This window comes from Halorussus marinus (genome assembly GCF_004765795.1).
Classification (GTDB): domain Archaea; phylum Halobacteriota; class Halobacteria; order Halobacteriales; family Haladaptataceae; genus Halorussus; species Halorussus marinus.
Map to the genome: position 1 here is coordinate 271,909 of NZ_SBIV01000005.1, position 13,211 is coordinate 285,119.

Consider the following 13,211-nt stretch of genomic DNA (forward strand, 5'->3'; position numbering starts at 1 on the left):
GGCCGATGATCGTCGCGCGCTACTCGGGCACGGTGTCAGCGTACCGCCGGAGGCTCGCGTTCGTTCGGTCGGCCAGATAGCGCCGGATCCGGCGCTCGCGCCAGCCGACCGGCGAGAGCACGCTCTCGGCCGCCCGGATGAGTTCGTCGGCCAACGCCACCCGGTCGCGCGAGCGCGACGGGGTCGACCTCGCCGGCTCGGAGTCGGTCGAGCGCCCGCCCGAGCCGATCGCAGACCGCCTCGGGCGAGCGAGCCTCGTCGAACGTCGCGATCAGCGCGCGCTGGACGTCGGTCACGAACGCCGGGGTGGGTCGCTGGCGACACTCGATGGCGCGGTACTTGTACGCGTCCTCGCCGGCGACCGCGCCGAAGTACTTCGTCAGCGCGCCGGCCCGACTGTCCGGACGGCGACGGTAGCTGTGTTTTTACGCGTCAAACCCCTACGGCGAGTGATGACTGCCCAGCGACATCGGGAGGGGTCGGGTCGAGCCGACGCGGCCGGCGGCGCGACCGACGACGACGCGCCGCCGGCCGCGATCGCGGTCGACGGGCTGGTCAAGCGGTTCGGGACCGGCCCCGACGCGGTCACCGCGGTCGACGGCCTCTCGTTCGAGATCGAGCCGGGATCTGTCGTCGGACTGCTCGGGCCGAACGGCGCGGGCAAGACGACGACCATCAAGTCGATTCTCGGGATGGTGCTCCCCGACGCGGGCACGGTCCGGATTCACGGCCACGACGTGGCCGAGGCCCCGCGCGAGGCCTACGCCCGCGTCGACGCGATGCTGGAGGGCGCACGCAACGACTACTGGCGGCTCACCGTCCGGGAGAACCTCCGGTACTTCGCGACGATCGGCGGGGTCGATCCCGACTCGGTCGCCGACCGCCACGACCGACTGCTTGAGAAGCTCGACCTCGCGGCGAAGGCCGACGAGCCGGTCCGGAGCCTCTCGCGGGGGATGAAACAGAAGGTCTCGCTCGCCAGCGTGCTCGCGAGCGACGCCGACGTGGTCTTTCTCGACGAGCCGACGCTTGGCCTCGACGTCGAGAGCTCCCGGACGCTCCGGCGCGAACTCCGCCGGATCGTCGACGAGCGTGACCTGACCGCGGTCGTCAGCAGTCACGACATGGACGTCATCGAGGCGGTCTGTGACCGAGTGATCATCATGAGCGAGGGCCGGATCGTCGCCGACGACACCGTCCCGGCGCTCCTCGACGGCTTCGAGACGCGGGGCTACCGGCTCGCGAGCCCGGATCTCACCGACGAGGTGGTGGCCGGCGTCCGCGAGCGGTTCGAGGTGACCGACCGCGAGCGCGTCGGCGAGAAGACCGAGATCGAGGTCGCGACCGACAGCGACGGTTTCTACGCGCTGGCCGCCCACCTCCGGGAGCGCGACGTGGCGCTGGATTCGGTCGAGACGGTCGAGCCCGATCTGGAGGAGGCGTTCGTCGAGATGACGGGCGACGCCGGGGCGGCCGGCGGAGGTGAGCCGTGACCGCCCGCCGATCGGACCCGGTCGCCACCGACCCGGGCGAGGCCGGCGACGCGACCGATCGGCGACGCGCGGGCTACCGCCAGCTCGCGAAGGCGGTCCTCTACCGAGAGTATCTGATCTTCGTGCGCTACCCCGCGAACGCGATCGGCGGCATCGTGGTCTCGCTGTTTTTCTTCGGGCTGTTGTTCTACGGCGGCCGGATGCTCGCGGGCCGGGCGCTGACCGACTCGATCGAGGGGATCGTGGTCGGATACTTCCTCTGGACGCTGTCGGTCGGCGCCTACAGCGCCATCTCCAACGACATCGGGAGCGAAGTCCAGTGGGGGACCCTCGAACGCCACGTCATGACGCCGTTCGGGTTCGCGCCCGTCGCCTTCCTCAAGGGCGTCGCGAAGGTGATCCGGACCTTCGTTACCTCCGCGATCATTCTGGCGGTCATGCTCGTGCTCACCGGGACCACCCTCGAACTGAACGTCCTCACCGTCGTCCCGGTCACGGTGCTCAGCATCGCCTCGGTGCTGGGGCTCGGCTTTGCGGCCGGCGGGATCACCGTCCTCTACAAGCGGGTGGGCAACTGGCTCAATCTGCTCCAGTTCGGGTTCATCGTGCTCATCTCGGCGCCGGCGTTCGACCTCGGGTGGACGAAGTACCTCCCGCTCGCGCAGGGTAGCGCGCTCCTCCAGCGCGCGATGATCGACGGAACCCGGCTGTGGGAGTTCCCCGCGGCCGATCTGGCGGTGCTGGTCGGGGTCGCGGTCGGCTACGTGGCGCTTGGCTATCTGGTGTTCGAGTACGCGACCCGGCGGGCCCGGCGGCTCGGGGTCCTCGGCGACTACTGATCGGGCGACAGTCGGGGGCTCACCGCTCGCGGACGCGCATCGGCATCCCGTTTCGCGGGTGCATCGTCAGCGACGGCAGGAGGTCGAGACCCTCCTCGCCGGTGTACTCGAGGCTGTACCGCTGGGCGGTGCGTGCGAGGATGAGCTTGGCCTCGAGTTTGGCGAGGTGCTTGCCGATGCAGTGGCGGGGACCGCCCCCGAACGGGAAGTACGCGAACCGCGGGCGGTCGACGTCGCGGTCCCACCGGTCGGGGTCGAACGCGTCCGGTTCGTCCCAGTAGCGCTCCGAGCGGTGCATCGCCCACTGAGAGAGCATGATCGCGGCGTCCTCGGGGACGCGATACCCGCCCAGTTCGACGGCCGACTTCGGCTCGCGGAACATGGTGTACACCGGCGGGTACAGCCGCATCGACTCGTCGACCACCTGCTCGACGAACGCGAGGTCGCCCACGTCGTCTATCGTGGGCCGGTCGTCGCCGAGCACCTCGTCGACCTCGGCGTGGACCCGGCGCTCGGCCTCGGGGTGTTGGGAGAGGAGATACCACGCGTAGGTCAGGGTCAGCGCGGTGGTGTCGTGGCCCGCCAACAGCATCGTCATCACCTCGTCGCGGATCTGGCGGCTCGACTGCTCGCCCCGATCCTGCGCGCGCAGGAGGATCGACAGCAGGTCGTCGGGGCCCTCGTCGGCGGCGGCGTCGCCGTGGGTCCCGCGTCGCTCGGTCACGATGTCGTCGATGACCGACTCCATCGTCCCGACGGCGGCGTCGTACTCGCCGTCGCCGGGCATCGGTAGCCACCGCGGGGCGGCGAACCGGACGGGGTCGGGCTCGAACCGCGCGCCCAGCGGTACCAGCGACTCCCGGATGGTCCGGACCCGCTCGTCGTCGAGGTCGGTGCCGAGCATCAGGTCGACGATGACCGCGAGGGTCACCTGCGTCATCTCCTGTTCGACGTCGACGCCGGCGCCGTCGGCCCAGTCGGCGAGCAGGTCGTCGTGGTGGTCGACGATCCGGTCGGCGAACCCCATCAGCCGACCCATGTCGAACGCGGGGTTGGCGAGCTGGCGCTGTTTCCGCCACGTCTGGCCCTCGCTGAGCAACAGCCCCTTCCCGAGCAGGTCGCCGAGCGCGTCGCTCTGGAAGTCGGGCTTGCGGAACTGGTCGGCCTCCGAGACCAGCACCCGCTCGACGTCGGCGGGGTCGGTCAGGAGGTAGGTGTTCAGCGGCCCGAGGTCGAACTGCACGACGCTCCCGTAGGCCCGTTCGCACGCCGAGAGGAAGCGAAACGGATCGCGGGCGTATCGGCGGCTACTGCCGAACAGCGGTTCTCCGCTCGGCCCCGGCGGTGAGGAGCTCATTAGCGGTGCTTAGGAGTCGAACGTCATGAATCCGGCGGCGATCGGGGCGTGCTATTATATCCCGCGAGGCGGAGTGGTCCCACATGGACCACGTCACGGCGCTCGAATGTACGCTGTGCGGCGAGACCTACGACCCCGAACGGGTCGTCTACACCTGCCCGAACCACGAGGGAGTCCGCGGGATCCTCGAAGTGACCTACGACTACGACGTCGTCCGCGAGCGGTTCGACGCCGACCTCGACGGCGCGATTCCCGACCAGTGGAAGTATCGCGCGTTCTTGCCGGTCGCCGACGACGTCGACCCGGTGTCGCTCGGCGAGGGCGGCACCGACCTGCTCGAGGCACCCCGGCTGGGCGCGGAACTGAGCGTCGACCTGCGGATCAAAGACGACGGGCGCAACCCCACGGGCGTGCTGAAAGACCGCGCGACCAGCGTCGCGGTCACGAAGGCGAAGGCCGCCGGCCGCGAGGTCGTCACCTGCGCGTCGACCGGGAACGCGGCGGCGTCGCTCGGCGGGTACGCCGCCCGGGCGGGGCTCGACTGTCGGATCTTCGTCCCCGAGGACGCCCCGGAGGGAAAGCTCGCCCAGCCGCTCGTCTACGGCGCCGACGTGCTCGGGGTCGCGGGAAGCTACGACGAGGCCTACGACCTCTCGCTCGACGCGACCGAGGAGTTCGGGTGGTACAACCGCAACGCCGCGATCAATCCGTTTCAGGTCGAGGGCAAGCGGACGGTCGGCCACGAACTCGCCGAGCAGACTCGGGGCGACTGTCCCGACTGGCTCGTCTTCTCGATGGGCGACGGCTGTACGATCGCCGGCGGCTGGAAGGGGTTCCGGGAGTTCGCGGAGCTCGATCTGGTGGCCGAGACGCCGAAAATGCTCGGCGTCCAGGCCGAGGGCGCAAGCGCCATCCACGACGCGTTCCGCGAGACCGACGACGCCGACGAAGTCGCCGACACGGTGGCCGACAGCATCGCGGTCGGGCGCCCCCGGAACACGGTCAAGGCGTGCCGGGCGCTCGAAGACAGCGGCGGTGACTCGGTGCTCGTGACCGACGAGGAGATACTGGCGGCCGAAGCGACGCTCGGTCGGACCGAGGGCCTGTACGCCGAGCCCGCGGGAGCGGCCCCGATCGCGGGGCTTCGGAAGGCCCGCCGGAAGGGTATCGTCGAGGCCGGCGAGTCGGTGGTGGCGGTCCTCACCGGCAACGGGCTGAAAGACGCCGCGAGCGCGATGCGGGCGGCCGGCGAGATCGAGCGGATCGACGCCGACCTCGACGACGTGATCGCGCGGTACGGCGCGTGACCGCCGGCCGCATCCGACGAGGGCCGGGGCCGAACGCGGTCAGTGCTGGTGGGTGAACAGCAACACGTCGTCGTCGGCGGTCGTCACGCAGAGGTCGAGCACCTGACTCAGTTCGAGGCTGTCGTACTCGCCCTCGCAGACGACCAGATCGTCGAACGGCTCCTCGCAGGCCGGACACGCGATGCTGACCGTGTTCCGGTACGTGTTCACGGTGTCGGCCGACTCGTGGGGCGTCAGCGACGAGAGCAACTCGTCGAGCTCGCTCCGGTTCATGGCTCGCGATTGCGATTGGGCGGCGTCCGGATAACTGTATCGCTCGAACACCCCGAGCCCGGCCCCGCGGTCGGCCGTCCGGCGCGCGACGGCGCCGGTCGCGGAGTCACTCCGCGACGGCCTCGGCGACCTTCTCGATCGGGTGGGGCGGCTCGGGGGCGTCGCCATCCCGGTCGCCGAGCTGGGTCCGACACGACGCGCCGGGCGCGACCACCACGTCGCCGTCGCTGTCCTCGACCTGCTCGAACAGGATCTCGCCGATGGCCTCGCTCATCGAGAAGTGTTCGGCCTCGTAGCCGAAGCTCCCGGCCATCCCGCAACACCCCGAGTCCAGCGGGTCCACCTCGTAGCCCGCCCGCCGGAGGACCCCGACCGCGTGGTGGTCTTTCTTGGTCGCCTTCTGGTGGCAGTGACCGTGGTAGGAAAGCGACTCGCCGGGGGCCTCGAACGCGGCGTTCTCGTCGAGCCCGAACGCGTCGAGATACTCACAGACGCCGTACGCGCTGGCGGCGACGGCGTCGAGGTCCGACCCCGAGACCGCGGGGTCGTCGCCGAGCAGGTCGAAGTAGTCCGACTGGAACATCACGGCGTCGGAGGGCTCGGCGACGACCACGTCCCAGCCGTCCGCGACGCGGGGCGCGAGCGCGGCGACGTTCTCGCGGGCGGTCTCGCGCGCCCGGTCGAGGAGGCTCTTCGAGAACGCGGGGCGACCGCTATCGGTGACGTCGTCGGGGACGCGGACGTGGACGTTCGCGGCTTCGAGCGCCCTGACCGCCGCCTTCCCGACCTCGGGGTGGCTGTAGTTGGTGTAGGGGTCGGCGACGAGCAGCGCCTTCCGGTCGGCCGCCTCGGGGTCGACCCGCGGGCCGCGGTCGGCGAACCACTCGCGGAACGTCTCGCGCTCGAACGACGGGAGCGTCCGGTCGCGCGCGATGCCCACCGTCTTCTCGACGAGCGTCCGGGCGCCCGGGAGCTTCGTCGCCCAGTTCGAGAGGGGCGCGAACGCGCTCCCCAGCGACAGCAGCGTCTCGGGGTCGCCGAACAGCCGGTCGCGGATCGAGACGCCGTCCCGGCGGTGGTTCTCGTGTTCGATCTCGGCTTTGAGCTTCGCCATGTCGACCCCGCTCGGACAGTCGTGTTTACAGCCCTTACAGCCGATGCAGAGGTCCAGCACCTCGTCGGCGAACTCCTCGGAGAACAGTTCCTCGTCGGGCAGGTCGCCGGTCATCGCGCGCCGGAGCATGTTCGCCCGGCCCCGGGTCGAGGTGATCTCCTCGTCGGCGGCCCGGTAAGTCGGACACATCACGCCGCCGGTGGTCTCCTGCTCGCCCCGACAGCCCGCACAGCCGTGACAGAGCTCGACCATCCCCTGAAAGCCGTTCTCGTTGTCCCAGTCGAGCGCCGGGTCGAACGGCGCGTCGAACTCGTAGTCGGGGTCGAATCGCAGATTCTCGGTCATGTCGACGTCGCCACACACCTGCCCGGGGTTGAGAAGCCAGTCGGGGTCGAACGCGGTCTTGAGATCGCGGAACGACTGCCAGAGGCGCTCGCCGTAGAGCTTGCGGTTCCACTGGGTCCGGGCGCGGCCGTCGCCGTGCTCGCCCGAGACGCTCCCGTCGTATTTCACCACGAGGTCGGTCACCGCGTCGGCGATCGAGCGCATCGTCTCGACCCCGTCGTCGGTCTTGGTGTTGACCAGCGGTCGGATGTGGAGCACGCCCGGCCCGGCGTGGGCGTAGTAGCTCGCGAACGTGTCGTGGTCGTCGAGGATTCCCTGAAACTCCGCGACGTACTCCGGGAGGTTCTCGGGCGGGATCGCGGTGTCTTCGAGGAACGCGAAGTGCTTCTCGTCGCCGGTCCGGGACAGCAGGATGGGGAGCCCGGACTTGCGCATCTTCCAGAAGCGGGCGCGCTCGTCGTCGGCGTGGGCCTCCATCGCCGCGACCGCCCGCCGGGCCGCGTCGGTGGTCGCCGCCGCGCCGTCGCTCGGGGCGGCCGCGGTGGTCGCGTCCGGCACCCGATCGGCGACGAGGTCCGCGACCTGCTCGCGGCCGTGGGCGTCGTCCTCGGCGTAGAACTCCACGAGCAACACCGAGTCGGTCCCGTCGGGGAGCATCGCGACCACGTCCGCGAACTCGTCGGTCTCGGCCGCGAGGTCGAGCAACACGTCGTCCATCACCTCGACGGCCGCCGGGTCGTGTTCGAGGATCGGGGCGACGTCCTCCATCGCGTCGATCACGTCGTCGTAGGCGAGGAGCGCGACCGCCTTGGTCTCGGGGACGGGTTCGAGCGAGACCGTCGCCTCGGTGACGATTCCGAGGGTGCCCTCGCTCCCGGCGAGCAGTTTGGCGAGGTTGATCGAGCCACCGTCGCTCGCGGCGCCACCGCTCGCACGTTCCGAGCCGCGCTGGGCCTCGCGGGCCTCCTCGACGAGCACGTCGAGGTTGTACCCCGAGACGTTGCGCTTCATGTCGGGGAACCGGGCCTCGATCTCGTCGGCCTCCTCGTCGATGAGACGGACGAGTTCGGCGTAGATGCGGGCTTCGAGGTCCACGGCCTCCGGGTCGGCCCGGGCTCGGAGTTCGTCGAGCGAGACCTCGCCGAACGTCGTCACGGTGCCGTCCGCCAAGACGACCTCGCACGACTCGACGTACGCGTCGGTCTTGCCGTACTTCAGCGAGTGAGCCCCCGTCGAGTTGTTCCCGATCGCGCCGCCGAGGACGCTCTTGTCGCCCCACGCCGGGTCGGGCGCGAACTTCAGGCCGTCGGGTGCGAGCGCGGCGTTGAGTTCGCCGAGCGTGATGCCCGGCTGGGCGACCGCGAGCGCCTCGTCGGGGTCGAACGAGACCAGCCCGTCCATGTGGCGGGTGAAATCGAGCACGACCGCCTCGTTGACGGTCTGGCCCGCGAGGCTGGTGCCCCCGCCCCGCGGGAGGACCGGTATCTCCCGCTCGGCGCAGTAGGTCATCACCGCGGCCACGTCGTCGGTCGAGGTCGGGAACACGACGCCGATCGGAGTCTGCTCGTAGATGCTGGCGTCGGTCGCGTACAGCTGGCGGGTGTACGAATCGAAGCGCACGTCGCCCGCCACGCGGGCGTCGAGATCCGAGACCAAGCCGGGGCGATCGACGTCGTCGCTACGGTAGTCGTAGTCCCCGCCGTCTGCGGGGTCGCGGGAGCCGGTCGGTCTGCTGGCCATGTCGGAGTATTGGGAGTTGAGAGGGATAAAACGCCGCGATCCCGAACCGGTTTGCCGGCTCGGGGCCGGCGACGAGGGCCGGCGGGCTCAGAACAGCCCCGGAACGAGCACGTAGGCGAACGCCATCCCGAGCAGGCCGGCGACCACCGCGAAGATCGCGGTCGGGACGACGGTCTTGCGGAGCATGTCGCCCTCCCGGCCCGTGATACCGACGACCCCGCAGATCGCGGCGACGTTCAGCACCGACACCATGTTACCGATGCCGCCGCCGACGTTCTGGAGCGCGACGACGACGACCCGCGAGATGCCCACGTCGCCCGCGGCGTCGAACTGGAGCGCGCTGAACAGGATGTCCGAGGAGGTGTTGCTCCCGGTCATGAACGATCCGAGCGCGCCGATCCACGGCGAGACCATCGGCAGGAGTTCGCCCGCGCCCAGCGCGAGCACCCGCGAGAGCGCCTCCATCATCCCGATCACGCCCTTGGGGTTGGTCGCCGACTGAATCATGACCTGGCTCATCGACACCGCGACCACGAGCGTGACCGCCGCCGAGGAGACCTGCGAGATGGAGTCGCGCCACGCGTCGACCATCTCGTCGGCGTCCATCCGGTGAAGCGCCCCGGTCAGGATCGCGACCGGGATGAACGGCATCGTCCCCGGCAGGTAGAGATACCGGATCGAGAACGAGAGCTCGGTGCCGAGGATGCTGTCGATCCCGACCGTGTACTGCTGGATGGCGTCGAGCAGGCCGAGGCCGGGCCACCGCGTGACGAGCAGGACCCCCGCCACGAGCAGGTAGGGCGTCCACGCGAGCACCACCGACATCTCCTTGCGCGGGCTGTCGGTCTGTATCTCGTCGAGGTCGAGGCCGCCGCGCCACGAGTCGGTCCACGACTCCTCGTCGGGGAACTCCCAGTCGTCGTCGGGCACCAGCACTCCGCGGTTGGCCATGAGCACCCCGACGCCGAGCGCGACGAACCCGGAGGCGATGTCGGGCAGTGCCGGGCCGAGGAACCACGCGACCGCGGCCTGCGAGACGCCCGCGACGACGCCGAGCACGAGCGCGAACGGCACCGCCGGGAGCGCGACTCGGAGCGCGCCCGCGAACGAGCGCTCGTCCTCGTCGCCGAACCAGTAGCCGAGCAACACGACCGCGAGAACGCCCCAGAACGCGAAGGTGAGCCCGGTGACGACGCCGGTCCACGCAGACACCAGATTCAGAAACTCGATCTGGGACATCCCGGCCGGGAGCGACTCCGCGCCGATGACCGACCCGACGCCGCCGAGGACGGGGGTCCCCGCGGCGCCGAACGGCGGACTCGGGGCGTTGAACAGCAGGCCGAACACCGCGGCGGCCAGCGGCGGGAAGCCCAGACCGATGAACAGCGGCGCGGCCAGCGCGCCGGGCGTCCCGAAGCCCGCCGCGCCCTCGATGATCGTCTCGAAGCCGATCCCGATCAGGAGCAACTGGATGCGGCGGTCCTCGGCGATCTGGGTGAAGTACCACCTGATCGTCGAGATGGCCCCGCTCCCGTCGAGGTAGTTCATCAGGAGTATCGCCCCGAAGACGATGAGGATGATGCTGACCGCCTGGAGCGCGCCGTAGATCGCCGACGCGGCCCACCACGTCGGCTCCATCCCCCAGAGGGTCAGACCCAGTACCGTCGCGAGCACCCATCCGACGCCCATCGCCCGGGCCGCCGACCACCTGAGGCCGACGAGCAGGGCGAACGCGGCACCGATGGGCACTGCTCCAGCGAGCGCGAGCACAGCGACGCTTACCATTGGCGTGCCTCCATGTTTTAACCGATCGATAATGTCGGTAAGTAACTTTCTACATAAAGCTAATTAAAAATAATTATTTTCCCGGAGCGTTCCTGCCGTTCGAGCCGTCGAGCCGCCGACGAGGGGCGGTCGGTGACACAATACCTAATTGGATCCCCTCACAAGATCCGGCCATGAGCGCGAAGGCGACCGACGAGTTCGAGGAATCGCTGGAGGGACTCGGGGTGACGTGGTCGCGGACGACGGCCGCGGCCTTCGAGGCGACGCTCGCGGACGCCGTCACCGGGCCGGCGGTCGGTGTCGGCCTCCCGTTCGAGGGCGTCTCGCTGGCCGGGACCGACGTGACCAGCGACCCGACGCCGGCCGAACTCGACGCGGCCGCGACGGGCGTGACCGCCGCCGAGTTCGCCATCGCCGACTACGGGTCGGTCGTCCTGCGACCGGACGCGCCCGGCACCGAGCCGGTCGCACTCTACCCCGAGCGCCACGTCGCGGTGCTCGCCGAGAGCGACGTAGTGCCCGACATGGAGACCGCCTTCGGGCGGCTCGCCGACGCGATGACCGACGAGGCCGGCGACGCCATCATCGCGACCGGGCCGAGCGCGACCGCCGACATGGGCTCGCTCGTGAAGGGCGCCCACGGGCCGAAAGACGTCCACGTCGTCGTGCTGGAGGACCGATGAGCTCCGAGTCACGGGCGGCCAAGGCCGCGAAGATCCGCCAGACCCTCGCCGCGGAGGGCGAGGCGGTCGCCGCGAACACCAAGGGGTTCAACGAGGGCCGGTACGAGTCGGTCGGGGGCCTCGACGACTACGAGGGGCTGAAAGAGCGAGCGCGGGCGATCAAGGAGGACGCCATCGAACGGCTCCCGGAGCTGATCGAGCAGGTCCGAGCGAGCGTCGAGGCCAACGGCGGGACGGTCTACCTCGCCGACGACGCCGCGGACGCCAACCGCTACATCGCGGAGGTCGTCGCGGACCGCGACGCCGACACGCTGGTCAAGAGCAAGTCGATGACCACCGAGGAGATCGAGGTCAACGACCACCTCGAGGCGAGGGGGACCGACGTCTGGGAGACCGACCTCGGGGAGTTCGTCCTTCAAGTCGCCGACGAGGCCCCGAGCCACATCGTCGCGCCCGCCATCCACAAGTCCCGGGAGGGGATCGCCGAGCTGTTCAACGCCCACTTCGAGCCCGACGAGCCCCTCGAAACCGCCGAGGAGCTGACCCAGTTCGCCCGCGAGTACCTCGGCGAGCGCATCGAGGAGGCCGAGGTCGGGATGACCGGCGCGAACTTCGTCGCGGCCGACACCGGCACCCTCGCGCTCGTCACGAGCGAGGGCAACGCCCGCAAGACCGTTCAGGCGACCGACACCCACGTCGCGGTCGCGGGCGTCGAGAAGCTGGTGCCGAACCTCCGGGACCTCCACCCGTTCGTCGAACTCATCGGCCGGTCGGGGACCGGCCAGGACATCACCTCCTACATCTCGCTGTTCTCGCCGCCCGGCGAGTCGCCGACCGTCGAGTTCGACGGCGAGGCGCCCCTCTCCGAGCAGGACGCCGACCGGGAGTTCCACCTCGTGTTGCTCGACAACGGCCGGATGGCGATGCGCGAGGACGACCAGCTCCGCGAGACGCTGTACTGCATCCGGTGTAGCGCCTGTGCGAACTCGTGTGCGAACTTCCAGCAGGTCGGCGGCCACGCCTTCGGCGGCGAGACCTACTCGGGCGGCATCGCCACCGGGTGGGAGGCCGGCGTCCACGGCGAGGACAGCGCCAGCGAGTTCAACGACCTCTGTACGGGCTGTTCGCGCTGTGTGAACCAGTGTCCGGTGAAGATCGACATCCCGTGGATCAACACGGTGGTGCGCGACCGGCTCAACCGCGAGGGCGCCCCCAGCGAGTTCGAGTTCCTCGTCGACGGGCTCTCGCCCGACGCGGAGCCGTCGGGGCTGGACATCCAGAAGCGCTTTTTCGGCAACTTCGGCACCCTCGCGAAGCTCGGGAGCGCGACCGCGCCGCTCTCGAACTGGCTGGCGAGCGCCGACGCCTCGCGTCGGCTGTTAGAGCGGTTCGTCGGGATCGACAGCCGGCGCGAGCTCCCGTCGTTCGAGCGCGAGACGCTCGTCGAGTGGTTCGCCGACCGCGGCCCGCGGGTCGGCCCCGAGGCGGCCGACCGGGAGGCGGTGCTGTACCCCGACGTGTACACCAACCACATCCAGACCGAGCGCGGGAAGGCCGCGGTCCGGACCCTGGAGGCGCTGGGCGTCCGGGTCCGGGTGCCAGAAGCCCCCGAGAGCGGGCGCGCACCGCTCTCGCAGGGGATGGTCGCGACCGCCGACGAGCTGGCGAGCGAGACCTACGCGGCGCTTGCCGAGCACGTCGACGCGGGTCGGGACGTCGTGGTGATCGAGCCGAGCGACCTCGCGATGTTCCACCGCGAGTACGAGCGACTGCTCCCCGAGGCCGCCCACGAGCGACTCGCCGACGCCAGCTACGAGGTGATGGAGTACGTCTACGGCCTGCTGGAGAACGGCGCGCCCGGCGACGCGCTGGCGGGCGGGGACGGCGAGCGAGTCGCCTACCACAGCCACTGCCAGCAGCGCACCCTCGGGCTGGCGGGCCACACCGAAGCGGTGCTGGAGGCGCTCGACTACGACGTGCTCACCTCCGACGTGGAGTGTTGCGGGATGGCCGGGAGCTTCGGCTACAAGTCCGAATACTACGATCTGAGCCGGGCGGTCGGCGAGGACCTCGGCGAGCAGTTCCGCGAGCCAGACGCCCGCGACCGGACGGTGGTCGCCAGCGGCACCTCGTGTCTCGAACAGCTCGACTCGCTGCTCTCGCGACCGTCGCGCCACCCCGTCCAGCTCGTCGACCCCGGACGGTGAGCGGCCCCGGGTCGGAGGAGTTCGGCGCGCTCACTCGGAGGCCCACGCGTCGCGAGGTCGACGAACGA

Annotated in this window: 10 protein-coding genes; 5 read left to right on the top strand and 5 right to left on the bottom strand. The window is 70.2% G+C overall.

Features of this window, described 5'->3' with window-relative positions; translation table 11 throughout:
- Window positions 1-19: 19 nt before the first annotated feature.
- Window positions 20-154: a hypothetical protein gene (locus tag EPY72_RS19980; protein WP_280177987.1), complete on the bottom strand. Its 135-nt coding sequence runs from the start codon at window positions 152-154 to the stop codon at window positions 20-22.
- A gap of 298 nt (window positions 155-452) precedes the next feature.
- Here EPY72_RS19980 and EPY72_RS12175 point away from each other — a divergent pair, with 298 nt between their 5' ends.
- On the top strand, window positions 453-1,493 hold the full coding sequence (locus EPY72_RS12175; protein WP_135806600.1) for an ABC transporter ATP-binding protein: 1,041 nt from the start codon (window positions 453-455) through the stop codon (window positions 1,491-1,493).
- Window positions 1,490-2,332, top strand: coding sequence for an ABC transporter permease (locus EPY72_RS12180; protein ID WP_135806601.1), 843 nt, complete (start codon window positions 1,490-1,492; stop codon window positions 2,330-2,332). The genes EPY72_RS12175 and EPY72_RS12180 overlap by 4 nt, the downstream gene beginning before the upstream one ends.
- Window positions 2,333-2,351: 19 nt before the next feature.
- Here EPY72_RS12180 and EPY72_RS12185 read toward each other — a convergent pair whose 3' ends face one another.
- Window positions 2,352-3,689: a cytochrome P450 gene (locus EPY72_RS12185; RefSeq protein WP_134671472.1), complete on the bottom strand. Its 1,338-nt coding sequence runs from the start codon at window positions 3,687-3,689 to the stop codon at window positions 2,352-2,354.
- A gap of 83 nt (window positions 3,690-3,772) precedes the next feature.
- Between EPY72_RS12185 and thrC the strand changes: the two genes are divergently transcribed.
- Complete coding sequence (gene thrC, locus EPY72_RS12190) at window positions 3,773-4,996, top strand: threonine synthase (protein ID WP_134671471.1); 1,224 nt, start codon at window positions 3,773-3,775, stop codon at window positions 4,994-4,996.
- A gap of 39 nt (window positions 4,997-5,035) precedes the next feature.
- Here the strand turns inward: thrC and EPY72_RS12195 are convergent, their stop codons facing one another.
- From EPY72_RS12195 to EPY72_RS12205, 3 genes are all read right to left on the bottom strand, one after another.
- Window positions 5,036-5,269, bottom strand: coding sequence for a DUF7385 family protein (locus EPY72_RS12195; protein WP_134671470.1), 234 nt, complete (start codon window positions 5,267-5,269; stop codon window positions 5,036-5,038).
- A gap of 106 nt (window positions 5,270-5,375) precedes the next feature.
- Window positions 5,376-8,468: an FAD-binding and (Fe-S)-binding domain-containing protein gene (locus tag EPY72_RS12200; RefSeq protein WP_135806602.1), complete on the bottom strand. Its 3,093-nt coding sequence runs from the start codon at window positions 8,466-8,468 to the stop codon at window positions 5,376-5,378.
- A gap of 87 nt (window positions 8,469-8,555) precedes the next feature.
- On the bottom strand, window positions 8,556-10,253 hold the full coding sequence (locus tag EPY72_RS12205) for an L-lactate permease (RefSeq protein WP_135806603.1): 1,698 nt from the start codon (window positions 10,251-10,253) through the stop codon (window positions 8,556-8,558).
- A 173-nt stretch (window positions 10,254-10,426) separates the two neighbouring features.
- Here EPY72_RS12205 and EPY72_RS12210 point away from each other — a divergent pair, with 173 nt between their 5' ends.
- Together EPY72_RS12210 and EPY72_RS12215 are read left to right on the top strand one after the other, a co-directional pair.
- Window positions 10,427-10,936, top strand: coding sequence for an LUD domain-containing protein (locus EPY72_RS12210; protein ID WP_135806604.1), 510 nt, complete (start codon window positions 10,427-10,429; stop codon window positions 10,934-10,936).
- A complete protein-coding gene (locus tag EPY72_RS12215; protein ID WP_135806605.1) occupies window positions 10,933-13,143 on the top strand; it encodes an LUD domain-containing protein in 2,211 nt (736 codons plus the stop codon). The genes EPY72_RS12210 and EPY72_RS12215 overlap by 4 nt, the downstream gene beginning before the upstream one ends.
- Window positions 13,144-13,211 lie beyond the last annotated feature (68 nt).

Bases quoted from the DNA above. Each gene is read 5' to 3' on its own strand.
- EPY72_RS12205 (WP_135806603.1), bottom strand. From the start codon at position 10,253: ATGGTAAGCGTCGCTGTGCTCGCGCTCGCTGGAGCAGTGCCCATCGGT.
- EPY72_RS12210 (WP_135806604.1), top strand. From the start codon at position 10,427: ATGAGCGCGAAGGCGACCGACGAGTTCGAGGAATCGCTGGAGGGACTC.
- EPY72_RS12195 (WP_134671470.1), bottom strand. From the start codon at position 5,269: ATGAACCGGAGCGAGCTCGACGAGTTGCTCTCGTCGCTGACGCCCCAC.
- thrC (WP_134671471.1), top strand. From the start codon at position 3,773: ATGGACCACGTCACGGCGCTCGAATGTACGCTGTGCGGCGAGACCTAC.
- EPY72_RS12175 (WP_135806600.1), top strand. From the start codon at position 453: ATGACTGCCCAGCGACATCGGGAGGGGTCGGGTCGAGCCGACGCGGCC.
- EPY72_RS12215 (WP_135806605.1), top strand. From the start codon at position 10,933: ATGAGCTCCGAGTCACGGGCGGCCAAGGCCGCGAAGATCCGCCAGACC.
- EPY72_RS12185 (WP_134671472.1), bottom strand. From the start codon at position 3,689: ATGAGCTCCTCACCGCCGGGGCCGAGCGGAGAACCGCTGTTCGGCAGT.
- EPY72_RS12200 (WP_135806602.1), bottom strand. From the start codon at position 8,468: ATGGCCAGCAGACCGACCGGCTCCCGCGACCCCGCAGACGGCGGGGAC.